The following is a 22823-nucleotide window of genomic DNA, read 5'->3' as shown; positions in this document are numbered from 1 at the left end:
GTGCCGAAGGGGGCTCGGACAGACGCCGCAGCAGGGGTGCAGGAAGACATCGCCCTGACGCAGGGCCCCCGCCCTCGTACCGTCGTGGTGATCGGCGGAGGGATGGCCGGGCTCGTGGCCGCGCGGACACTGCTGGCACAGGGTCTCCACGTCACCCTGCTCGAGCGGTCGGGGCGCTTCGGCGGGACGGTCGACGGCCGCATGCTCGGCGGCTTCCAGCTCGACAGCGGCGCCGAGTCCTTCTCCACAAGGTCCGCCACCGTGTCGGCGCTCGCCGCCGAACTGGGCCTGGGGGACCGGATCGTCTCACCGGATGCCACCGGCGCGTGGGTGCAGCTCCCGGGTAAGGACCTGCAGGCGTCCGCGCAGCCGCTGCCCAACTCGGGTGTCCTCGGGATTCCCGCAGACCCCTCCGCTCCTGCGATCACCGCCGTGATCGGCCGTGCCGGTGCCCTGCGGGCGGCACTGGACAGGGTCCTGCCCGTCGGGTCCCTGGCAACGCGCAAGAAGGTCAGCCTGGGTGAACTCGTGCGGACCCGCATGGGGGAGGAGGTCCTCACCCGCCTGGTGGCGCCCGTCGCCGGTGGCGTCTTCTCGGCCGACCCCGACGACCTCGACGTCGACTCCGTGGCACCCGGCCTCCGGGTCACGATGGGTCGCCTCGGATCCCTCGGTGCTGCTGCAGGAGCGCTGCGCGAAGCCGCGCCCGCCGGAGCCGCCGTCGGCGGGCTCGTCGGCGGGATCGCGCAACTCCGCGACGCCCTCGTGGAACAGCTCCGGGCGGACGGCGCCGATCTGAGGACCGGCGAGCAGGTCTCCTCCGTGGCACGCTCCGCGTCGGCGTGGACGGTCACCACCGAGCACTCGGGGCTGACGCGCAGGATCGCGGCCGACGGCGTCCTCGTCGCGACGGAAGGCCGCGCCGCCGTCGACCTGCTGGCACCGGCCATTCCCACGCTCGCCGCCGAGCGACCGGACCCCGTTCCCGGCGTCGCCCTCGTGACCCTGATCGTGGACGTGCCGGAACTCGATGCGCGGCCGCGAGGAACAGGGGTGCTCGTCGCACGCGGCGTCGAGGGCGTCGCGGCCAAGGCGCTCACCCACTCCACGGCGAAGTGGGCGTGGCTGCGGGACCAGGCCGGTCCCGGCTCGCACGTGCTGCGCCTGTCCTTCGGACGCGTGGGAGACACCCCGGCCGACGTCGGGCTCGCCTCGGACGACGACGTCCTCTACCAGCACGCGCTCGCGGACGCATCATCGCTCCTCGGCGTGCCCATCGGTGCAGCGGACGTCCTCGACTGGGACGTCGTGCGGTGGGCGGGCGCGCTGCCGCACGCCTCCGTGGGACACCGTGAGCGCGTGGCCCGCATCCGCGCGCTCGTCGCGGAGGAGTCCAGGACCCTCGGCATCACCGGTGGCTGGCTCGCCGGAACCGGTCTCGTCGCCGTCATCGACGACGCCCGGGCACGTGCGAAAGCCCTCGCCAGTGCGCTCGCCGATGCCCCGCTCACCGGGGACCCGACCGACTGAAGGTGACCTTAATCTCTTCTACCCGCCGTAGAAGAAAAGGATTTCGGTTCGCCTTCGGCCAAGGGGCAAACTAGTACCATGACTGAGCTAACCGGTAGCAACCCCGCCCACGCTCCACAGCACACCGGGGAGGGCGACGACGCCGCCGGTGAACTGTTCTACACCCTCTGGACCGTCTTCAAGCGGGGTACCGCGACCGCTGGTTCCGGTGCCCGGACGCTGGAGGAGGTCATCGCATCCTTCGAGTCGGACGGCGTCGTGCTGCGCGGCTTCTACGACGTCTCCGCGCTCCGGGCCGACGCCGACGTGATGGTGTGGCTGCACGGCCCGCGTCCCGAGAACCTGCAGGCGGCCATCCGAAGGCTGCGCCGCACGGCGATCTTCGCCGAGACCACCATGGTGTGGTCGGCCATGGGCGTGCACCGCGACGCCGAGTTCTCCAAGTCCCACAGCCCCGCCTTCTCCCGCGGCGTGGCTCCCGCGGAGTGGGTCTGCGTCTACCCGTTCGTCCGGTCCTACGAGTGGTACATCCTTCCGACCGACGAGCGCCGCGGGATGCTCATGGACCACGGGCTGAAGGGCAGGAAGTACCCGCAGGTCATTTCCAACACGGTGTCATCCTTCGCCCTCAACGACTACGAATGGATCCTGGCACTCGAGGCTCCCGAACTCGTGGACCTCGTGGACCTCATGCGGTACCTCCGGGAGACCGAGGCACGCCGCCACGTCCGCGAGGAAGTGCCGTTCTACACGGGCCGGCGGATCAACCACGACGAGATTGCAGAGGTGCTCCAGTGACGACACAGGCATTCAACCCCCTCGACGGGGTCGACGAGAACGGCCGGATGGCACCGAAGGCGTACGACGCCGTCGTGCTCGCCTCCTTCGGCGGACCCGAGGGCCAGGACGACGTCATCCCTTTCCTGCGTAATGTGACCCGCGGCCGGGGCATCCCGGACGAGCGCCTCGAGGAGGTCTCGCACCACTACCGCGCCTTCGGCGGCGTGAGTCCCATCAACGGCCAGAACCGCGCCCTGCGCGCTGCGATGGAGGCCGAGCTGCGTCGTCGCGGTATCGATCTGCCCGTGTTCTGGGGCAACCGCAACTGGGAGCCCTTCATCGCCGACACTCTCCAGGAGGCGTACGACGCCGGTCACCGCAAGGTGCTCGCCGTGACCACGAGTGCCTATTCCTGCTACTCGAGCTGCCGCCAGTACCGCGAGGACCTCGGGATGGCCCTCGTGAAGACCGGGCTGGAAGGACGGCTCGAGGTGGACAAGGTCCGTCAGTACTTCGACCACCCGGGCTTCGTCGAGCCTTTCGTCGAGGGCGTGGGCGAGGGCCTCGCGAAGGTTCGCGCCGGCCTCGCCGAGAAGGGGGAACCCGACGCCCCCGTGCACATCATGTTCTCGACCCACTCGATCCCCATGGGAGACGCCGAAGCGGCGGGTCCGCGCGACGGCGAGGGCGGGCCCGCCTACGAGGGCGGGGCCTACGTGGCGCAGCATCTCGCGACCGCGCAGGCCGTCCTCGACAGGATCCCCGAGGCTGCCGGTGTCGAATGGTCGCTGGTCTACCAGTCCCGTTCCGGTGCCCCCCACATCCCGTGGCTCGAGCCGGACATCAGCGACGCGCTCCGCGACCGTTACGAGAACGGCACGCGTGGCGTCGTTATCGTCCCGCTCGGGTTCGTCTCCGACCACATGGAGGTGGCCTGGGACCTCGACACGGAGGCCATGGAGACCTGCGGGGAACTCGGGATCGTGGCCGATAGGGTCCCTACCCCGGGAACCCACGTGAAGTTCGTCGAGGGCCTGATCGACCTGATCCTCGAGCGGACCGTCGAGGGAACCATCACGGATCGTCCGTCCACGACGGCGCTGGGACCCTGGTTCGACGTGTGCCGGCCCAACTGCTGCGCGAACCGCCGCGGAGAGAAGCCGACGGTCGCCGCCGTCGACTCCACCGTGGGCACGCCGCTGCCCAACCCCGGCCCGTGATGGCGCCGGGCAGCCCGGGCTCTCCAGGCATCAGGGTCGGGACGCGGGGCAGCACCCTCGCGCTGACCCAGACCACGACGGTCGCCGAGCGGGTCTCGGGGCTCGCGGAGCTCCCCTACGCGCTCGTGCGGGTCCGCACCGAAGGTGATGTCCTGAAGGGCTCGCTGTCGCAGATCGGCGGCACGGGCGTCTTCGTCGCGGCACTGCGGGACGCGCTGCTCGAGGAACGCTGCGACATCGCGGTGCACTCCCTGAAGGACCTCCCCACGCTGCCCGCGCCCGGCCTCACGGTAGCGTCCGTGCCCGAGCGCGAGGATGTCCGCGACGCCCTCTGCGCGCGGGACGGGCTGACGCTCGCCACACTTCCTGACGGGGCGCGCGTAGGCACCGGATCGCCCCGGCGCGCGGCACAGCTCCGGGCCGCGCGTCCCGGGCTCGAGGTCGTGGACATCCGCGGAAACGTCGATACGCGCCTCGGTCGGGTCGCGGGGCTCGTCATGGGCGCGCCCGGAGACCTCGACGCCGTCGTCCTTGCGGCCGCCGGCCTGCGCCGCCTCGGGCGGGAGGACGCCATCACGGAGCTCATCGACACCGACGTCATGCTGCCCGCTCCAGGGCAGGGTGCGCTGGCGGTCGAGTGCCGGGAAAGCGAGGCGATGCCGCACGTCCGCGAGGCACTGGCCGCTTACGACCACCTGCCCACACGCCTCGCCGTGACTGCGGAGCGAGCCGTCCTGCTGCAGCTCGAGGCCGGGTGCTCCGCGCCGATCGGGGCACTCGCGCGCATCGAGGGAGAGGATCTCGCCCTCGAGGCCGTCGTCTGCAGCCTGGATGGCCGGTCCATCCTCCGCCGGACCCGGTCAGCACGCGCCACCGATGCCGTGGCGGCCGCGCGGCTCGGACTCGAGCTCGCCGAGGAGCTGCTCGCGTCGGGCGCCGCCGACATCGCGCCGCTGAACAGCTAGCCCTCGTGGCGGATGATCGGGCGTCCCGGGTGGTGATCGTCCTCCGGCATCCCTCGCGGTCGGTGCGGATCGCCGCGGAACTGACGTCGATGGGCATGACCGTGTACGCGCTGCCCCTCACGGACGCCGAACTGCCGGTCGACGTCGGAGCCGCCTCCCGTGAGCTTCTGGCCCTCGGTCGCGGGGAGTACCGCTGGCTCGTGGTGACGAGCGGCAATGCAGTCAACGCCCTGGAGCTGCTCACCCGCTCGGGAGGGGGCACGCTCGCCGGTGCCGTCGCGACCGGTGGGGCCAGGGTGGCCGCCGTCGGCTCGGCCACGGCCCGCCTGCTCACCGACGCCGGCATCACCGTCGACCTTGTTCCGGAGGACGCGTCCTCCCTGGGCCTGCTCCGGGCCTTCGAGCGCGGGAACGGCGGGGTCCTCCTGCCCCAGGCCGATCTCGCGCCCGACGACCTCCGGGCCGGTCTGACCGGCCTCGGCTGGTCGGTGCGCCGGATCGAGGTCTACCGCACCGTCCCGTACCCGGCGGACCCTGCCCGGCGTGTGCCCGGCGTCGTCGAGCAGGGAACGCCGCCACCGCTGCTGGCGCCGGACGGCGTCGTCGCGCTCGCGTCCTCCGGTGTCCAGCCCGCCGTCGTCTTCACGGCGCCGAGCGCGGTCCTCCAGTTTCGTGAAAGGCTGGCCGACGGGCCCCTGGCCTTCCATCCCGTCGCCATCGGCCGAACCACGGCAGCGGCCCTGCGGACGCAGGGCTGGGGACCGGGAGCGACAGCCACGGATCCGACACCGCAGGGCATCGCAGCGGCCGTCGAAGAGGCCTTCCGCAGCGACGGGAAAACCCTCGCGCCCGCACCAGACAACGGAGAGAAGTCATGAGTTTCCCCCAGCACCGCCCGCGACGGCTGCGCTCGACACCCGCGCTGCGGCGCATGGTGGCCGAGTACCGCGTCCACCCGTCCGAACTGATCCTGCCGGCGTTCATCCGCGAGGGGCTCACCGAGCCGTCGCCCATCCTCTCCATGCCCGGCGTCGTGCAGCACACCACGGACTCCCTGAAGCGCGCAGCGGCGGAAGCCGTGGAGCGCGGCGTCGGCGGCATCATGCTCTTCGGCATCCCCGAGCACCGCGATGCGACGGGCAGCGCGGGGATCGACCCCGACGGCGTCCTCAACAGGGCGATTGCGGCTGTCCGCTCCGAGGTCGGGGACTCGCTCGTCGTGATGAGTGACGTCTGCCTCGACGAATTCACCGACCACGGCCACTGCGGGGTGCTCGCCGACGACGGCTCTGTCGACAACGACGGCACGCTGGCCCTGTACGCCCGGATGGCCGTGGAGCAGGCCAAGGCCGGTTCCCATGTCCTCGGCCCCTCCGGCATGATGGACGGCCAGGTCGCCGTCATCCGCCAGGCCCTGGACGAGGAGGGCTACCAGGACACCGTGGTCCTCGCGTACGCCGCCAAGTACGCCTCCGCGTTCTACGGCCCGTTCCGCGAGGCCGTCGACTCACAGCTCGTCGGCGACCGCAGGACCTACCAGATGGACGCGGCGAACCGCCGGGAGGCGCTCCTCGAGGTGGAGCTCGACATCGAGGAGGGCGCCGACATGGTGATGGTCAAACCCGCCATGAGCTATCTCGATGTCCTCGCCGACGTCGCGGCCATGTCACCGGTGCCGGTTGCCGCCTACCAGATCTCCGGGGAGTACGCGATGATCGAGGCCGCTGCTGCGAACGGCTGGATCGACCGCCGACGTGCCATCGAGGAGTCCGTCCTCGGCATCAAGCGCGCCGGTGCGCAGATGATCCTCACCTACTGGGCCTCGGAGCTGGCGCTCTGGCTCGACGAACACCACAGCTAAGGACCGCATCATGACGAACCCTTCGACGACCTCGGCGCCGATGTCCGACACCCTGTACGAGCGCGCCCGTGCCCTCATGCCCGGCGGCGTCAACTCGCCGGTCCGCGCCTTCGGATCGGTCGGCGGGACGCCGCGCTTCCTCGTCGATGCCCACGGCGCCTACGTCACCGACGCCGACGGCAAGGAGTACGTGGACCTCGTCTGCTCGTGGGGCCCGGCGTTGCTCGGCCACTCCCACCCCGACGTCATTGCTGCGGTGCATCGCGCCGTCGACCACGGGCTGACCTTCGGCGCCTCCACACCGGCCGAGGCCGACCTGGCGCAGCTCGTGAAGGAGCGCGTGCCCGCCGTCGAGCTCCTGCGCATGGTCTCCACCGGGACCGAGGCGACCATGACCGCGGTCCGGCTCGCCCGCGGGTTCACCTCGCGCAACCTCATCATCAAGTTCGCCGGGTGCTATCACGGCCACGTGGACAGCCTCCTCGCGTCCGCCGGGTCCGGCGTCGCGACCCTCGCGCTGCCCGGATCGGCAGGAGTCACGGAGGCGACGACCGCCGAGACCCTCGTCCTGCCCTACAACGACGTCGAGGCCGTCGAGGAGGCGTTCCGCACGCACGGCGAGCACATCGCGGCCGTCATCACCGAGGCGGCACCGGCCAACATGGGCGTCGTGACGCCCGCACCCGGCTTCAACGCCTTCCTGAGCCGCATCACCTCGGAGCACGGCGCGCTGTTCATCGTGGATGAGGTCATGACGGGCTTCCGCACCCACGCGGGCGGATTCTGGAAACTGACGGGCGGGGCCGATGACGCCGAGCATCCATGGACGCCGGACCTCCTGACCTTCGGCAAGGTCATCGGCGGCGGAATCCCCGCGGCTGCCCTCGGCGGACGGGCTGATGTAATGAACTACCTCGCACCGATCGGGCCGGTCTACCAGGCCGGCACGCTCTCCGGCAACCCCATCGCCATGGCCGCGGGCGTCGCGACCCTGACCGCCGCCACCGACGACGTCTACCGTCATGTCGACGCGCGTTCGCTGGAGCTGAGCGAAGCCCTGTCCGTGGAACTCTCGAGGGCAGGGGTCGATCACTCCATCCAGCGGGCGGGGAACCTCTTCAGCGTGGCCTTCGGGACCGCCGATCACGGGGTGTGGAACTACGCCGACGCGCAGGGCCAGGAAGCCTTCCGCTACGGTCCGTTCTTCCACTCCATGCTCGACTCGGGCGTCTACCTCCCGCCCTCGGTGTACGAGGCCTGGTTCCTCTCAGCGGCGCACGACGACGCCGCCATGGAGCGCATCCACGCGGCACTGCCCGCCGCGGCCAGGGCAGCTGCAGCCGCCGTGCCGCTCGCCTGAGGCGTCGCGGCACGAGAAGTAGGCCGGTCCGACGATTCCTTGGCGCATAAGGCATACCGGGCTACGGGGGAGCCGTCGCCGTTCAGGCGGCGGAGCCGACCGGCACCAGGACCTCTCCGGTCGCATCCGATGCTTCTCCGAAGATCGGCCACGCCCGCTCGATGATGGCGTCAGGGTCCGTCCTGCGGAGGTACTCCTCGAAGTTCGCCGCCTGGCGGTCCGCCCAGACGATCAGGGCTGCGTGAAGGTCGGCTGCCGGCCGCTGGAGGAAGGCGTAGTGCTCGGCGAGGATCCGGCCCACCTGCAGGGTAGCGAGGACATCCGCGGCGGAGGTGTGCGCGTTCTCGAAGGGCACCCCGTAGTGCTCGCAGACGGCCGTCAGCGTGCGTTTGCCCCGCCGGTACCGGTCCGCCTGCTTGTCCATGATGAACGGGTCGATCACGGGCGAGGGCCGGGGCGTCTCCACCCCGTGGCGGTGCCCCTCCTGTGCGAGGACCGTGAAGTCGTAGCGCGCGTTGTAGGCGAGGACGGGTACGCCGTCGCCGAACAGGCGCGCGAGCACCGCGGAGATTCCCCGGACGACGTCGGCGGCGGGCAGGCCGTGGGCCTGCGCGTGCGCCGTCGTGATGCCGTGGATGGCGGCGGCACCGTCCGGGATGTCGACGCCCGGATCAGCCAGCCACTCGTGGTGTTCCAGCACGGCGCCGGAGCCGTCGACGAGGATGATCGTCGCGGTGACGATACGCGCCGACAACGGATCGCGTCCCGTCGTCTCGAGGTCGAAGGCCGCCCTCGGTGCCATGTGCCAGCTCGTCATGGCACCACGGTACTGGCGGGGTCCGACGAATTGGCGGTGCCGCTCCGCCGAGCGCCCGGGACTAGGGTTGAACGCATGCGCACACCACCCGTCGGCGGCGGGGAGCCCCTCGGGCAGCACAACGTCGAACAGGCACGGGAACCCGCGCCCCGCATCGTCTCCGAGGCCTACGCCCGGGCGGTCCTGGACGTCACGGAGCTGATACCCGAGGGCCGGGTGCTCACGTACGGGGACATCGCCGAGCTGCTCACATGCGGCGGTCCGCGCCAGGTGGGCAGGGCCCTGTCCCGCGCCTCGCGCGACGTGCCCTGGTGGCGGGTGCTTCGGGCCGGCGGTCATCCCGCGCGCGGGATGGCGCTGCACGCGCGGCCCCACTACGACGACGAGTGCACGCCGCTGTCCGTCCGGCCGGGTACCACCGATCCGGAGGACTTCCGCGTGGATCTTGCTTCCGCCCGCTGGTGGCCGTCGGATGCGGACCATGCCGTCCTGGCCGCTCTCGGCGCGTCCCTCAGGCGCGCCGGACCGTAGCAAGGCACCCCTGTTGCGGTACCGCTGATTGTCCGTGGCATGTGATGGTCTAGATACATGACGAGCACTCTCAACGATGTCCCGCCGGCTTCCGTCGCCGGCGCCGGGATCGCCCCTCCCCGCGTTCCCGCGAGGGGATACGACGTCGTCCTCCACTCGCTGCAGGACATCACCGGTCAGGTCCTCGTCCTCGGCGCACCCGGAAGCGGGAAATCCTCGCTCCTCACCGACTTGGCGGTCCGTCGGATCGAGGCAGGAACCCTCGACCCGGAGGGGCTCCTCGTCCTGGGACCCACCCGTGCAGCCGCCACCAGGCTCCGGGACGAACTGACGGCGAAACTGGATCGCAGCATCAGCACGGCGCCCGCACGGACCTGGTCCTCCTACGCCTTCGACCTCATCCGCCGGGCCCGGGCCGAGGGTCGCACCCCCACCATCACGCGTGCGCCGAGGCTCCTCTCGGGAGCCGAACAGGACCTCATCATCAAGGAGCTCCTCTCCGGGCACGGACGCGACGGCGCCCCGTTGCTCGACTGGCCGTCGAGCCTGGCCCTGGCACTGCCGACCCGCGGATTCCGGCAGGAGATCCGGGACCTCTTCGACCGGGTGAGCGAGTACGGGGTGCCGGCGGAGGATCTGGCTGCCTGGGGACAGCGCTTCGATCGCCCGGACTGGGTGGCGGCGGCTGCCCTCTACCGCGAGTATCGTGACGTCCTCGACCTTCGAATGCCCGAAGCATTCGACCCGGCGGGAATCCTGACCGCCGCACGCGAGATCCTCGAGACGGATCAGGACTTCCTCGACCGGGAGCGCCAACGCCTTCAGCTCGTCCTCGTGGACGACTACCAGGAGGCGAATCCCGCCGTCCATGCACTGCTGGGGCTCATCGGGGCGGGCAACGACGTCGTGATCACATCCTGTCCCGACACGGTGGCCCAGGGCTTCCGTGGTGCCCGTCCGGAACTGGCCGGGCGCCTGTCCACCCTGTTCCGCCGCGGTGGGGGGCTGACCACCGTGACACTGCCCGGATCCCTGACCCTGACCGGCAGCCTCGCCGAGGCGTGGGGCAATGTCGCCGCCCGCATCGCGACGAGCGGAGTCAGCACGGCCTACCGATCCCTGCCCCCGTCGACGACGGACGTACCGGTCGTCTCCGCGCACGTGCTCGACAGCGCATTCCACGAGCAGCGGTTCATCACGCAGCGGGTGCTCGAGGCCCACCTGTTCGGGGAGCGCAGCCTGGACGACATCGCGGTGATCGTCCGGAACGGCGCACAGGTGTCGGCGGTGCAGCGTTTCCTCACGGCGCAGGGTATCGCCGTCAATGTTCCTGCCGCTGAGACGGCCATCCGTGAGGAGCCGGCGGTGCGGCCGCTGCTCGACCTCTTCGCCGTCGTGGTGGGGCGTGCGGAGCTGGACACCGAACTCTGCATCTCGCTGCTCACCTCGAGGATCGGCGGCGCCGGCAGCCTCGATCTGCGGCGACTGCGCCAGATCCTGCGGCGTACGGAACTGCAGCGGGGCGGGGGACGAACGAGCGACGAGCTTCTCACCGCGCTGTTCTCCGCGCCGGACGAGATTGCCGCACTCCCGACCGAGGGCGCGCCCGCGCGTCGGCTGTACCGTATGCTCGACGCCGGAAAGGCGGCTGTCGCCGACCCGGCGCGGGACCCGGAGACCGTCCTGTGGGCGCTCTGGTCGGCCTCCGGACTCGCGCAGCGCTGGTCGGCAGCAGCCCTGTCCGAAGGCCCGTCCTCGACCCGCGCGGATCGGGATCTGGACGCCATGATGGCCCTGTTCCATACTGCGGAGCGTTTCGTGGAGCAGATGCCCGGTGCCGATCCCGAGCTCTTCCTCGACTACATCCTCAGCCAGGACATCCCGATGGACACGCTGGCGCAGCGCACGAAGCGGCAGGCGTCGGTGTCTGTGCTTACTCCCGCGAGTGCGGCAGGGCGGCACTGGCCCCTGGTGATCGTCGCCGGCGTGCAGGAGGGCGTCTGGCCGAACCTCCGCCTCAGGGGAGAACTACTCGGTTCCGGCGAGTTGCGGGCCCTGCTCGATCACGGCGAGTCCTTCCGGAGCACGAGGGACCCGGTGTCGCTGCTGCAGGACATCCGCTTCGACGAGCTACGGACCTTCTCGCTCGCGGTGTCGCGGGCCACGCAGGAACTGGTCTGCTGCGCCGTCTCCTCCCAGGACGAGCAGGCCTCGCAGTTCCTCGATGTGGTGGACCCTCTGCCGAGTGGCCTCGCCGAGCGGCCGCGCACCCAGGTCCTGCGTCCGGTCACCCTCCGTGCCCTGGTCGCGGAGTTGCGCACCTTCGCCCAGGACCCCCGGGCGAGCGCAGCGCTGTCGAGGGAGGCCGTCCGGCACCTCGGACGCATGGCGGTGTTGGAGCCACCCGTGCCCGGCGCCCACCCGGCCCAGTGGTGGGGCATCCTCGGACCGAGCAGCGAGGAGCCCGTGGTTCCCGTCGACCAGCCGATCCCGGTGTCGCCTTCGAAGGTCGAGTCCGTACTGACTTCACCCCTCAGCTGGTTCGTCTCCGCGGCAGGGGGAGAGCGCACCACGGACTTCGCCCGCTCGCTCGGTACCCTCGTCCACCAGATCGCGCAGGATCTCCCGGACGCCACCGGCAACGAGTACGTCCGCGAACTCGAACGTCGCTGGCCGCAGTTGGGCATCAAGGACACATGGGAAGGTCGAGCCGATTTCAGGCGCGCCGAGGGGATGGTACGCAAGCTCGCCGCCTACGTCCTGTCGATGAGGAAGGACGGACGGACGCTCCGGGCCACCGAAGTGGACTTCTCGGTGGATCTCGATGTCGAACTGGACGGTGTCCAGAGGATCGCACGGCTCCGTGGCCAGATCGACCGGCTCGAGCTCGACGCCGAGGGTCGTTTCGTCGTCGTCGACCTCAAGACAGGCAAGAGCGCTCCCGCCGTCGCCGACATCACCCACCATCCGCAACTGGCCGCCTACCAGACGGCCGTGGCGTCGGGTGCGCTGCTGGATGACGGGGGCGACGGTGACGACACCGGAACGGTTTCCCCTGACTCGGGAAGCACGGCTCCCGGAGGTGCTTCCCTCGTGCAGCTGGGCACCACATCGAAGAACGTGTCCGTGCAGGAGCAGCCACCGGTGGAGCCGAGGGATACCTGGGCGAGGACCATGATCGAGGAGGCCGCCGCACTGATGTCTGCCGCGACGTTCGACACCATCCACGACCCCCGGCGCTCCGGGTTCGGAGGAAGCGGTTGCCGCCTGCCGGAGGTTTGCCCCCTGTGTGAAGAGGGTAAGCAGGTGACCCAGTAGTGGTGTCGGAGACAATCCGCGGGGCGGCCGCCGGGACGACGGTCCCGCGCTACTCGGCTCGGCAACTGGCTGATCTCCTGCATTCGGATCCTGATGCTCGGGTGCAGTATCCGACCGAGGACCAGGCGCGGGTGATCGAGGCCCCGCTGGAGCCCCTGCTCGTCATCGCGGGTGCCGGATCGGGGAAGACCAAAACCATGGCTGACAGGGTGGTCTGGCTCGTTGCCAACGGCCTGGTGCGCCCCGAGCAGATCCTCGGCGTCACCTTCACTCGGAAGGCAGCCGGCGAGCTCGCCTCGCGCGTCCGGCAGCGACTGGCGCTGCTGTACGCAGCGCTCTCGCGTGATGACGCTACAGCAGGCGGGGATGCGCTCGACCGACTAGACCCCGCCATCTCGACCTACCACTCCTTCGCGAACGGCATCGTGCAGGACTACGGCCTGCGCATCGGCGTCGAACGTGATTCGGTCATGCTCGGTACCGCGCAGTCGTGGCAGCTGGCTTCGTCCGTCGTGGAAGCGTACGACGGCGAGTGGGAGCACTTCACGGCAGCGAAGAGCACTCTCGTCAAGGGCCTCCTCGACATGGCGGGGGAGTGTGCGGAGCATCTTGTGAGCCCCGCGACCGTGCGGGACGAGCTCCGACGCCACATCGACTTCGTCGCGTCGCAGCCCTACGTGGCGGGTTCCAGCAAGGCCGCAGCCCAGAAGGTCCAGGAGCTGTTGAACAAGCTGCGCACCCGCGTCACGGTCACCGAACTCGTCGACCGGTATGCCGCCGCGAAGCTGGCCCGCCGACAGCTCGATTTCGGGGACCTGGTGTCGCTCGCGGCCAGGATCGCGCAGGACATCCCGGAAGCCGGACAGATGGAGCGCGAGAAGTATCGGGTGATACTGCTCGACGAGTTCCAGGACACCTCCCATGCGCAGATGGTCCTGTTTTCCCGCCTGTTCGCCGACGGCCGGTCCGTCACCGCCGTCGGCGACCCGCACCAGTCGATCTACGGGTTCAGGGGAGCCTCCGCGGGCCAGCTCGGAACCTTCCGCACCGCGTTCCCGAGAATTGCCGCCGACGAACGCACCCCGTCCGGGGTGGCGCACCTGTCGGTCGCCTGGCGGAATTCGACGTCGATCCTCGAGGCGGCGAACACGGTGTCGGAGCGCCTCAATGTTCCCGCACCCTGGCTCCGCAACGCCCCGGTGCACCAGGTTCCCCGCCTCGTCGCACGGCCGGCGGCGCCGCTCGGTGACGTCACGCTCGGGCGCTTCCTCACGGACGCTCCTGTCAACCCGGCCGTCCCGGCGAAGAACGGCGGGCCACCGGGGCCGGCCGCCCCCGTCCTCAGCGAGGCCGAGGCGATCGCCCGCGAGGTGCTGCGCCAGCGCCGTCGCTCCTTCGAGAAGGGCGACGACGGCGTGCCGCTCCGGCCGACGATGGCGGTCCTGTGCCGCGGGCGCAAGCAGTTCGAACCGATCCGCCGTGAACTCGAACGCGCAGGTGTGCCGGTGCAGGTCGTCGGCCTCGGAGGCCTGTTGCGGACTCCCGAGATCGTCGACCTGCTCGCCACCCTCAGGGTCCTCGGCGACCCCGACCGCTCGGATTCGATGCTCAGGCTCCTGGCAGGTGCTCGCTGGCGTCTCGGGGCTGCGGATCTCATGGCACTCGGCGACTGGTCGAGGCAGCTGGCCCGGACGAGGGAGGCGATGTTCCGACGCGGCACCACAGCGGGGGAGGCGCTCGATGACGAGCAGAGCAGGGACGCCGTTGTTGCGCCCGACCTCGCCGAGGCGGGGAGCCTCGTCGAGGCGGTCGACTACCTTCCGCCGTCGGACTGGGTCTCCTCCTCCGGCAGGTCGCTCAGCGGTATCGCGCGCGAACGGCTGGACGTCCTGAGGAGGGAGTTGCGAAGCCTTCGAGGGTTCGTGGGCGACGATCTCGGCAGCATGATCGGCGAGGTCGAGCGGACCATCCTTCTGGACATCGAGGTGGCAGCGAAGCCCGGCGTCAGCATCCACGAGGCGCGCCGCAACCTCGACGCCTTCACCGAAGCCGTCGCAGGGTTCGTATCCAGCGCCGAGCGGGTCGATCTCCCTGCCTTCCTTGCATGGCTCGAGGCCGCCGACCAGGAGGAGGACGGCCTGCCTGTCACGCAGCTCGAGGCCAGCAGGGACGCGGTGCAGCTCCTCACGGTCCACGCGTCGAAGGGCCTCGAGTGGGACGTGGTGTTCGTGCCGGGCCTGAATGAAGGATCCTTCCCCAGCGGCAAGGATTCCCGCTGGAGCACCGGAGACTCCTCGATCCCCTGGCCCCTGCGTGGTGACGCTCCCGAGCTACCCCAGTGGGACTGGGAACAGCGGGACCAGAAGGAATGGTTGGCCAGCGAGAAGGAGTTCACCGATGAGGCCAGGGCACATGCCGAGCGCGAGGAACGACGCTTGGCCTACGTCGCCTTCACCCGCGCGAAGCACGCCCTCGTGTGCACCTCGTCGGCGTGGAGCCGTGGTCGGTCGCGACCGTCAGGGCCCTCGTCCTACCTGACCGACCTCGCGGCCCTCGCCGAATCCGGATCCCCCGGATTCACGCTGCCGCATTGGCTGGTCGAAGGCGACGAGGGGGATGCGAACCCCGCCAATGCGAGGCCGGAGCGGGCCGTGTGGCCGTTCGATCCGCTCGGCTCCCGGCGTGCAGACCTGGAGCAGGCGGCGCGCGCCGTCCTCGAGCAGGCAACAGCTCCCACGCTCGACGTCGACGTCGATGGCGGGCGCTGGGGCCGCGAGGTGAGGCTTGCGCTCGCCCGCCAGGCGCGCGAGCGTGAACGGATGCCGCTCGCGCTCCCCTCGCACATCTCCGCGTCGATGCTCGTCGAGCTGCGTGAGGATGCGGATGCCGTCATGCAGCAGTTGCGGAGACCGCTACCCCGGCGCCCAGGATCAGCCGCCCGCAAGGGCACGGCCTTCCACGCCTGGATCGAGGAGTTCTACGGATCGGGCGGGATGCTCGATCTCGGCGAGTACCCCGGCGGCGCGGACGCGTACGTGGACGAGACGCTCGGACTGAAGGACATGGCCGCGATTTTCGAACAGTCCGAGTGGGCGCTGCGTGAACCTGCCGCAATCGAGGCCCCCATCGAGACGAAGATCGGCGGCATTGTCGTGCGCGGCCGGATCGACGCCGTTTTCCGCGATTCGGACGGCGGGTGGGACCTCATCGACTGGAAGACGGGCCGGCCTCCGGCTCCCGACCGGCGAGCGGCGAAAGCCGTGCAACTCGCCGTGTACCGGCTGGCCTGGTCACGGCTGAAGGAGGTGCCGCTCGAGAAGGTGCGGGCTGCCTTCTTCTACGTCGCGGACAACCTGGTGGTGCGGCCGCACGATCTGTCCCATGCCGCCCAACTCGAGGACATCATCGCGGCGGCAGGCACCTCGGCGGACGGACACGCGTAAGGCACGGTCGAGGAGACGGCGACGGCGGGCCCGACCGGGCCGGCCTGTCAGCGGCCGTACGAAATGATCGGCAGCGCCGAGGTCGCCACATCGTCCGGCGACCCTGCGTCGGTTTCGCTGCTCCTGATCAGCGTCACGTTCGACGATGTCCCTGCGGGCCTCTGGCGGTTCGCGACCAGCCGCCCGTGTGCCAGGGATGACCCCGAGGGAGTCTCGTGCCCATCATGGTGCCCGCGTGGGTGATCCGTCGGGCGCTCCTCCGGCCTGACCGGCGAGTCCTCCGCCGCCCGCAGCCTCCGCGGGGCGTCGTCGGCGTCGTACGCATGGCTGCCGGTCCGCTGCGGTGCGACCTCGGGCGGCCCGTAGGAGTGCCGGACGTCGCCGTGCTGCGCAAAGTCCTGCCGGTCGGGTTCATCGGCGGCCGCGTCGTCATCGTGGACCGCTTCCGACTCCTGCGACTCGCCCCGACCATGGTGACCGGCGTCGCCGTAGACGTCCCCGTCGGCATCCGCATCATCGTCGAGGACGTCATCACCGTGCGCGTTACCCCACTCGAGGCGCTCCTCATGAGCCTGTCGCGCGCGTTCCGCGGCTTCCCGCTGCTCACGTTCGATGAACTCGACGTCGGCGGCGAGCGTGGCGAGCATGCCCTCGGCCTCGTGGATCATCTCCGCATCTTCGAGGGCGACTCCGCGCACCAGCCACTGCGCCAGCGCGAATTCGGCGGCCAGTGCTGCACGGCGGGAGAGGTGGGGGTCGACGGCGACCGCCCTCGCCTCGGCGTAGGCGGCGTGGACGGCATCGACGAAGCCCGTGTCCTCAGCAGCAGCCAGCCAGGCGAAGTCCTCTGCGGGATCGCCGATGCACAGGTCCGTCCAGCCCGTCACGGCGGAGACACGACCTGCGGCGATCAACAGGTGGTCCTCGTGGAGGTCGCCGTGCATCACCGTGGGGCTGAAGCGCCAGAGAGCTACGTCCTCGAGCGCGTGCTCCCAGCGGCGCAGCAGGATCGAGGGGATCTTGCCGGTCGTCGCGGCCTGGTCGAGCTCGTTCAGCTTGCGCTGACGGTATTCGTTCGCCTCATACCCGGGCAGGTCGGCGCGCTGCACCATGTCCTTCGGCAGCTCGTGGATCGCAGCCAGGACGCGCCCCAGTTCCTGAGCCATGGCGCGCCCGCCAGCAGTGAGCGCATCCAGGGGACGTGTGCTGCCGGCCAGGTGGGAGTAGACGAACGTGCTGAGGTTGCCCTGTCGCACGCTTCCGGCCATGTGCGGGATGAGGAACGGGAGTTCGGCCTTGACAGCGGGTGTGAAAGCACGCAGTGCCTGCAGTTCGGTCTCGAGGCGCATGCTGGCCTCGGGGTGTTTGGGCGAGCGGACCCTCCACTGTTTACCGGCGTCGTCCACCAGCAGGGCGGAGTCGAAGTCCGCCACGTCGTCCGGAGCGCCTGCTACGCCCGTCGGGGCCAGGCCAGGTACTGCGGCACTGGCGATTGCGGCGAGTTCCATGGGTGTCCGTTTCACAAGCTCCACCGTAGGTCGTTCTCACCCTGCCCGCTCCGTTCCATTGCGGCGAGTCGCCAGATGCACTACTCGTGTTCGGTGCTGTACTGCTCCTCCACGTGGTCCTTCCGGAATGGGTTTTGGGAGAGTGAGAACGTACCGTAGAACCATGACCGAACCCCTCCGCACCCTGGTGCTGCCTCCCCTCGGATCGTTGCCGCTGGCACGTGCCGACGCCGACCGGGACGGTGAGGCAAGGACCACCGAGGGCCTCCTGGACACACTGTGGAATGCGGCCGGAACCAGGGTGCTGACCCTCGTTGACGGTAAGGCTCCCGTTGCCGGGAGTGCACTCCGACTCGTCGCGCCGACGGCCATCACGCGGCCGGACCTGATCGTCTACCTCGGTCGGATCAACGAGGGGGCCGCTGATGCAGGGCAGCCGGTGGTGCTCGCGGTCCTCGAGGAGCAGGACACCGCAATCGCCCCACAGGAGGACTGGCTGGGCCTCCGCGACATCGCGGCCTCGCTGGATGCACGCGACACCGGCCTCTTCGTCGAGGCTGCTGCCATCGCCAACTGGCACGCCACGCATACGCACTGTCCCCGGTGCGGCGCGGTGACGAAGGTGCGTGCCGCGGGTTGGGTCCGCCAGTGCCCGAAGGACGATTCCGAGCACTACCCGCGCACGGACGCGGCGATCATCGTCTCGGTGATCGACGACGACGACCGACTTCTGCTCGGATCGGCCGTCGCCTGGCCGGAGGACCGGTTCTCCACCCTGGCCGGATTCGTCGAGCCGGGTGAATCACTGGAAGCCGCCGTCATCCGGGAGGTGGGGGAGGAGTCCGGCATCGAGATCGAGTCTCCGCAGTACCTCGGCTCGCAGCCGTGGCCCTTCCCGGCGTCGCTCATGCTCGGCTTCGTGGCTCGCGCAGTGACCACGGACGCCGTGCCCGACCGTGAGGAAATGAGATCCGTGCGCTGGTTCACGAGGCAGCAGCTCTTCACCGAGGTCCGCGACGGGAAGATCGCCGTCGCCGGCGGCGTCTCCATCGCCCGAGCGCTGATCGAGCGCTGGTACGGGGGACCGCTGGACGAGGAGCCGTCGGAGGCGCGCCCCTAGTGTCCGGGACACTGCTCGAAGACAGCATCCTCGAGGGGCTCGACGACGAACAGCGGACGGTGGCCAGCACGCTGTCGGGCCCACTCTGCGTCCTCGCGGGTGCAGGAACAGGCAAGACCCGCGCCATCACCCACCGCATCGCCTATGGCGTGCACACCGGCGTCTACAAGCCGCAGCAGGTACTCGCCGTGACCTTCACCGCCAGGGCTGCCGCTGAGATGCGCACGCGCCTGCGCGACCTCGGGGCCGGTGGAGTGCAGGCCCGCACCTTCCACGCCGCTGCTCTACGGCAGCTGCAGTACTTCTGGCCGCAGGCCGTCGGAGGGCCCCTGCCCGCGCTGGTGGACCACAAGGCCCAGCTCATCGCCGAGTCGGCGCGGCGCCTGCGCCTGTCGACCGATCGGGCCGCTATCCGCGACGTCGCAGCCGAGATCGAATGGGCGAAGGTCTCCATGCTGACGCCTGATGCCTATGCGGCAGCGGCCGCAGGGAGGGCCGAACCGGCAGGCATGGACCTCATCACCGTGTCCCGCATCTTCTCGGCCTACGAGGACCTGAAGATCGACAGGAACCTCATCGACTTCGAGGACGTCCTGCTGACCACGGTCGCCATCCTGGAAGACGACGAGAAGGTGGCGGCGACGGTGCGGTCGCAGTACCGCCACTTCGTGGTCGACGAGTACCAGGACGTCTCCCCGCTGCAACAGCGCCTGCTGGACCTCTGGCTCGGAGAGCGGCGCGAACTGTGCGTCGTCGGAGATGCCAGCCAGACCATCTATTCGTTCACGGGCGCCACGTCCCGGCACCTCCTCGATTTCACCAAGCGCTACGAGGGTGCGCAGGTGGTCAAGCTGGTGCGTGACTACCGGTCCACGCCCCAGGTGGTGCGCGCCGCCAACACGCTCCTGGCGGCGAGGAGCAGTGAAGCGGATCGGCGGGCTACCGGCACCACCTGGTCGGCACCCCTGGAACTGATCGCCCAGCGGCCCGCGGGGCCGGAACCGGTGTTCACCGAGTGCAGCGATGACGAGGCTGAGGCCGCGGAGTGCGCACGACGCATCGGTGTGCTGCTCGATCAGGGTGTCAAGGCGAGCGAGATCGCCATCCTGTACCGCACCAACGGTCAGTCGGAGGCCTACGAGCAGGCATTGGCGAGTGCCGGCATCGGGTACCAGCTGCGCGGCGGCGAGCGTTTCTTCCAGCGGCGTGAGGTCCGGGACGCTCTTCTCCAGCTGAGGGCGGCAGCGCGGACGCAGGGCGACGAGGACGTCCCCCAGCAGGTACGCGACGTCCTCGCCTCGCTCGGCTACACGACGGTTGCCCCGCAGAATTCAGGTGCGGTGCGGGAGAAATGGGAGTCCCTCGCCGCGCTGGTCGGCCTGGCCGACGAACTCAACAGGGTGCGCGGCCCCGAGGCATTCACCCTGCAGTCGTTCGTTGCGGAACTCGAGGAGCGGGCCGCGGCGCAGCACGCGCCGACGGTACAGGGTGTCACCCTTGCATCGCTCCACTCGGCCAAGGGGCTCGAGTGGGATGCCGTCTTCCTCGTCGGGCTGAGCGAGGGGCTCATGCCCATCTCCTTCGCCGACACGCAGGAGGCAGTCGACGAGGAACGCCGGCTGCTCTACGTCGGGATCACCCGGGCCCGCGTCCACCTCGCGATGTCCTGGTCCACGTCCCGTTCACCGGGCGGGCGCGCCTCCAGGAAGCCGTCGCGTTTCCTGGATGCCTTGCGCCCTGCGACCGCCGGACAGGCCACCTTCCGGCAGCCGCGGGCGAAAGCGAACCGGAAGGCGTCCGCGCCGGCGGTATGCAGGGTCTGCCGGCGACCGCTGCTCACGGGATCCGAACGGAAGATCGGCCGGTGCGCCGAGTGTCCGGCGAGCTATGAGGAGGAGACGTTCGAGGCGCTGCGTGCCTGGCGGCTCGTCGAGGCACGGGAGAAGGACGTTCCGGCGTTCGTCGTGTTCACGGACGCGACGCTCGTGGCGATCGCCGAAGCGCGGCCGCAATCACTCGATGAACTCGGGGAGCTCGCGGGGATCGGTTCGTCCAAACTGGAGCGGTACGGCGAGGCCGTCCTCGAAATCATCAGTGACAACTCCTGACCCACGCCGGGCCCTCGCTCCGACGCCGTTACCGGTCGAAGTGAGGCGATCAGCCCGCCGGAAGCGGACCGTCAGTGCGGACATCCGCGATGGAGTCATCCGCATCTCCATCCCCGGCCACTTCTCCGCGAGCCAGGAGCGTCACTGGGTGAAGCGCATGGTGGAGAAGTTGTCCGCCAAGTACCTCGATGCGCCTCCCGTCGAGGACGACGCGCCTGTGCAGGCTCTTCTGCAGCGGGCGGAAGAACTAGCCGGTCGCTATCTCGGCGGTCGAGGCATTCCCGGAAGGATCAGCTGGGTCACCAACCAGAACTCGCGGTGGGCGTCCGCCACCCCCGCCCACCGGTCCATCCGCCTGTCACACAGGCTGCAGGGAATGCCCGAGTGGGTCACCGACTACGTGATCCTGCACGAGATGGCGCACCTGATCGAGCCCTCGCACAATGCAGTCTTCTGGAGTCTGCTGGCGTCCTACCCGCACACCGGGACGGCGAAGGCGTTCCTCGACGGCGCTGCCTTCGCTTCCCAGCGGAACCTGCCCAGCGAGAAGGACGGTCAGTAGCACCACGGCATTCAGCACGCCCGTTGCGAGTTGCCTGGAACAAGCGCTGGGCCTCGGTACCTTCTTCAGAGGCGGTACCGAGGTAGCCGTGCCCGATGATGGTGGACTCAGCGGGTGGGAGCTCCGCCGTCGCCCGTTCCCGCGTCCGGATCGACATCGGGATCCTCCTGGGACGCGTCGGCGTCATCGGAGGGCGCTTCCTCCTTCGGCTCGAAGTCGCCCGCGAGGAGGCGTTCGAGGGCTGCGTCGACGTCGGCGTCGGACGATTCGAGCAACCTCCGCCGCTCGGAGAAGCCGGCAGGATCGTCGAGGTCCTCAGCGGTGGGCAGTAGGTCCGGGTGCTGCCACAGGGCGTCACGGGCTTCGATCCCGCGTTCCGCCGTGAGGAGTGACCACAGGGCAGCGGCGTCGCGCAGGCGTCGCGGCCGCAGTTCCAGGCCGACAAGCGAGGCGAAGGCGTGCTCGGCGGGGCCGCCGGTCGCGCGGCGACGCCGAACCATCTCGCGTAGTGCGCCCGCCGATGGCAGGTTCACGGTTGCCGCTGCTGACATCTCGTCGACCCAACCCTCGACGAGGGCCAGCGTCGTTTCGAGCCGCACGAGCGCGGCATCCTGCTCGGGCGTGCGCTCAGGCATGAAGACGCCCTGCGAGAGAGCGCCCTGGAGACTTTCGGGATTGGTGGGATCGATCTCGCGCGCGGCTTCCTCGATCTTGGTCATGTCGATGTGGATCCCCCGGGCGTAACGCTCGATACTGCCGAGCAGGTGCCCGGTGAGCCAGGGGATGTGGGTGAACAGGCGCACGTGCGCCGCCTCCCGTACGGCGAGGAAGAGCTGGACCTCCTGCTCGGGGATGTCGAGTCCCTGGCCGAAGGCCGCTACGTTGGCCGGCAGGAGGGCCATCCGGCCGTCCCCCAGGGGTACGCCGATGTCCGTCGAGCCGACGACGTCCTTGGAGAGCGCGCCCACGGCCTGTCCCAACTGCATGCCGAACATCGCACCTCCGACGTTCTGCAGCATCGAGCCCGGTCCACCCATCATGCCCATCATCGACTTCATCTCATCGGGCAGCTGCTCGGAGATGACGTCGGACAGGGCCTTGGCGATGCTCGTGGCAACAGGTTCGGTGAGGCGGCGCCAGGTCGTCATGGTCGCCTCCACCCACTCTGCACGCGACCAGGCGCGGCCGAGCTGACCGGTGCTGGGAAAGGTGGTCACCGGATCGAGCCACATCTCGGCGAGCTTCAGGGATTCGTCGACGCTCCTGCGCTGCAGGGAGGTGACCGATGGGTCGTTGTCGGAAGCGGCGACCCGCCTCGCCTGCTCGTGGGCCATCTGCCAGTTCACGGGGCCATCGCTGGGCGTGGAGAACATGGCTTGTACCTGCTGCATCATCATGGCCATGGCTGCGGGGTCCGAGGGCAGGCCCGCTGCTTTTGCGATCTCCTGCGGGTCGAACCCTGCGGCGCCACCGCCGAACATCTTCGCCAGCATCTCGGAGAGCGGGTCCTGGGGCGTGTCGTCGTCGCCGTTCGGGGGGTTGGATGGGTTGGTCACTGATACCACCGGTCCTGGTTGTAGCTTGGCGGGTCCGGGCAGGAGTGGTAACGCCATCCGTGCCGGCTGTGGAGATCACGCTACCGGCCCGGGATGGGAGGTGTCCCACCTGCGCTGGATCGTTCGCTCAGGGCAAAGTGCGCC

At 69.8% G+C, this 22823-nt stretch carries 16 protein-coding genes; 13 read left to right on the top strand and 3 right to left on the bottom strand.

Going from position 1 to position 22823, the window contains the following annotated elements; translation table 11 throughout:
• From hemG to hemL, 7 genes are all read left to right on the top strand, one after another.
• On the top strand, nucleotides 1–1530 hold the full coding sequence (gene hemG / locus D6T63_RS12450) for a protoporphyrinogen oxidase (RefSeq protein WP_328588672.1): 1530 nt from the start codon (nucleotides 1–3) through the stop codon (nucleotides 1528–1530).
• Between the two features lie 78 nt (nucleotides 1531–1608).
• Complete coding sequence (gene hemQ, locus D6T63_RS12445; RefSeq protein WP_120149375.1) at nucleotides 1609–2328, top strand: hydrogen peroxide-dependent heme synthase; 720 nt, start codon at nucleotides 1609–1611, stop codon at nucleotides 2326–2328.
• A 47-nt stretch (nucleotides 2329–2375) separates the two neighbouring features.
• Nucleotides 2376–3530 (top strand): ferrochelatase, encoded by a 1155-nt coding sequence (locus D6T63_RS12440; RefSeq protein ID WP_120149537.1) that lies wholly within the window; start codon nucleotides 2376–2378, stop codon nucleotides 3528–3530.
• Nucleotides 3530–4495: a hydroxymethylbilane synthase gene (gene hemC / locus D6T63_RS12435; RefSeq protein ID WP_120149374.1), complete on the top strand. Its 966-nt coding sequence runs from the start codon at nucleotides 3530–3532 to the stop codon at nucleotides 4493–4495. Before D6T63_RS12440 ends, hemC begins: the two co-directional genes overlap by 1 nt.
• Nucleotides 4496–4500: 5 nt before the next feature.
• A complete protein-coding gene (locus tag D6T63_RS12430; protein WP_147394366.1) occupies nucleotides 4501–5373 on the top strand; it encodes a uroporphyrinogen-III synthase in 873 nt (290 codons plus the stop codon).
• On the top strand, nucleotides 5370–6356 hold the full coding sequence (gene hemB / locus D6T63_RS12425) for a porphobilinogen synthase (protein ID WP_120149372.1): 987 nt from the start codon (nucleotides 5370–5372) through the stop codon (nucleotides 6354–6356). Before D6T63_RS12430 ends, hemB begins: the two co-directional genes overlap by 4 nt.
• A 40-nt stretch (nucleotides 6357–6396) precedes the next feature.
• Complete coding sequence (gene hemL, locus D6T63_RS12420) at nucleotides 6397–7716, top strand: glutamate-1-semialdehyde 2,1-aminomutase (RefSeq protein WP_407923748.1); 1320 nt, start codon at nucleotides 6397–6399, stop codon at nucleotides 7714–7716.
• 82 nt (nucleotides 7717–7798) lie between these two features.
• Here the strand turns inward: hemL and D6T63_RS12415 are convergent, their stop codons facing one another.
• A complete protein-coding gene (locus D6T63_RS12415; protein ID WP_120149370.1) occupies nucleotides 7799–8533 on the bottom strand; it encodes a 3'-5' exonuclease in 735 nt (244 codons plus the stop codon).
• A 75-nt stretch (nucleotides 8534–8608) separates the two neighbouring features.
• Here D6T63_RS12415 and D6T63_RS12410 point away from each other — a divergent pair, with 75 nt between their 5' ends.
• From D6T63_RS12410 to D6T63_RS12400, 3 genes are read left to right on the top strand one after another with little or no spacing between them, the layout of a single operon-like run.
• Entirely contained in the window at nucleotides 8609–9064 is a 456-nt protein-coding gene (locus D6T63_RS12410) for an MGMT family protein (RefSeq protein ID WP_120149369.1), read from the top strand.
• A 57-nt stretch (nucleotides 9065–9121) separates the two neighbouring features.
• Nucleotides 9122–12382: an ATP-dependent helicase gene (locus tag D6T63_RS12405; protein WP_120149368.1), complete on the top strand. Its 3261-nt coding sequence runs from the start codon at nucleotides 9122–9124 to the stop codon at nucleotides 12380–12382.
• Nucleotides 12382–15825 carry an ATP-dependent helicase gene (locus D6T63_RS12400; protein WP_120149367.1) on the top strand — a complete coding sequence of 1148 codons (3444 nt, stop codon included), beginning with the start codon at nucleotides 12382–12384 and terminating at the stop codon, nucleotides 15823–15825. Before D6T63_RS12405 ends, D6T63_RS12400 begins: the two co-directional genes overlap by 1 nt.
• Before the next feature lie 47 nt (nucleotides 15826–15872).
• On the opposite strand, the gene D6T63_RS20105 is transcribed toward D6T63_RS12400, so the two are convergent.
• On the bottom strand, nucleotides 15873–17348 hold the full coding sequence (locus tag D6T63_RS20105; RefSeq protein WP_220725933.1) for a phosphotransferase: 1476 nt from the start codon (nucleotides 17346–17348) through the stop codon (nucleotides 15873–15875).
• Between the two features lie 148 nt (nucleotides 17349–17496).
• Between D6T63_RS20105 and nudC the strand changes: the two genes are divergently transcribed.
• Genes nudC through D6T63_RS12380 form a run of 3 tightly spaced genes read left to right on the top strand, consistent with a single transcriptional unit; the run spans nucleotide 17497 to nucleotide 21123 of the window.
• Complete coding sequence (gene nudC, locus D6T63_RS12390) at nucleotides 17497–18453, top strand: NAD(+) diphosphatase (protein ID WP_120149366.1); 957 nt, start codon at nucleotides 17497–17499, stop codon at nucleotides 18451–18453.
• A complete protein-coding gene (locus D6T63_RS12385) occupies nucleotides 18453–20561 on the top strand; it encodes an ATP-dependent DNA helicase UvrD2 (RefSeq protein WP_120149365.1) in 2109 nt (702 codons plus the stop codon). Before nudC ends, D6T63_RS12385 begins: the two co-directional genes overlap by 1 nt.
• Nucleotides 20548–21123, top strand: coding sequence for a M48 metallopeptidase family protein (locus D6T63_RS12380; RefSeq protein WP_235830727.1), 576 nt, complete (start codon nucleotides 20548–20550; stop codon nucleotides 21121–21123). The genes D6T63_RS12385 and D6T63_RS12380 overlap by 14 nt, the downstream gene beginning before the upstream one ends.
• 107 nt (nucleotides 21124–21230) lie before the next feature.
• Here the strand turns inward: D6T63_RS12380 and D6T63_RS12375 are convergent, their stop codons facing one another.
• A complete protein-coding gene (locus D6T63_RS12375) occupies nucleotides 21231–22736 on the bottom strand; it encodes a zinc-dependent metalloprotease (RefSeq protein ID WP_120149363.1) in 1506 nt (501 codons plus the stop codon).
• Nucleotides 22737–22823 lie beyond the last annotated feature (87 nt).

Origin of the sequence: Arthrobacter cheniae (assembly GCF_003602275.1) — a bacterium.
GTDB classification, from domain to species: Bacteria; Actinomycetota; Actinomycetes; order Actinomycetales; family Micrococcaceae; genus Arthrobacter_D; species Arthrobacter_D cheniae.
This window is presented reverse-complemented; position numbering and strand designations above follow the sequence as displayed.

Bases quoted from the DNA above. Each gene is read 5' to 3' on its own strand.
- hemQ (WP_120149375.1), top strand. From the start codon at position 1,609: ATGACTGAGCTAACCGGTAGCAACCCCGCCCACGCTCCACAGCACACC.
- D6T63_RS12440 (WP_120149537.1), top strand. From the start codon at position 2,376: ATGGCACCGAAGGCGTACGACGCCGTCGTGCTCGCCTCCTTCGGCGGA.
- hemC (WP_120149374.1), top strand. From the start codon at position 3,530: ATGGCGCCGGGCAGCCCGGGCTCTCCAGGCATCAGGGTCGGGACGCGG.
- hemB (WP_120149372.1), top strand. From the start codon at position 5,370: ATGAGTTTCCCCCAGCACCGCCCGCGACGGCTGCGCTCGACACCCGCG.
- hemL (WP_407923748.1), top strand. From the start codon at position 6,397: ATGTCCGACACCCTGTACGAGCGCGCCCGTGCCCTCATGCCCGGCGGC.
- D6T63_RS12415 (WP_120149370.1), bottom strand. From the start codon at position 8,533: ATGACGAGCTGGCACATGGCACCGAGGGCGGCCTTCGACCTCGAGACG.
- D6T63_RS12410 (WP_120149369.1), top strand. From the start codon at position 8,609: ATGCGCACACCACCCGTCGGCGGCGGGGAGCCCCTCGGGCAGCACAAC.
- D6T63_RS12405 (WP_120149368.1), top strand. From the start codon at position 9,122: ATGACGAGCACTCTCAACGATGTCCCGCCGGCTTCCGTCGCCGGCGCC.
- nudC (WP_120149366.1), top strand. From the start codon at position 17,497: ATGACCGAACCCCTCCGCACCCTGGTGCTGCCTCCCCTCGGATCGTTG.
- D6T63_RS12375 (WP_120149363.1), bottom strand. From the start codon at position 22,736: ATGGCGTTACCACTCCTGCCCGGACCCGCCAAGCTACAACCAGGACCG.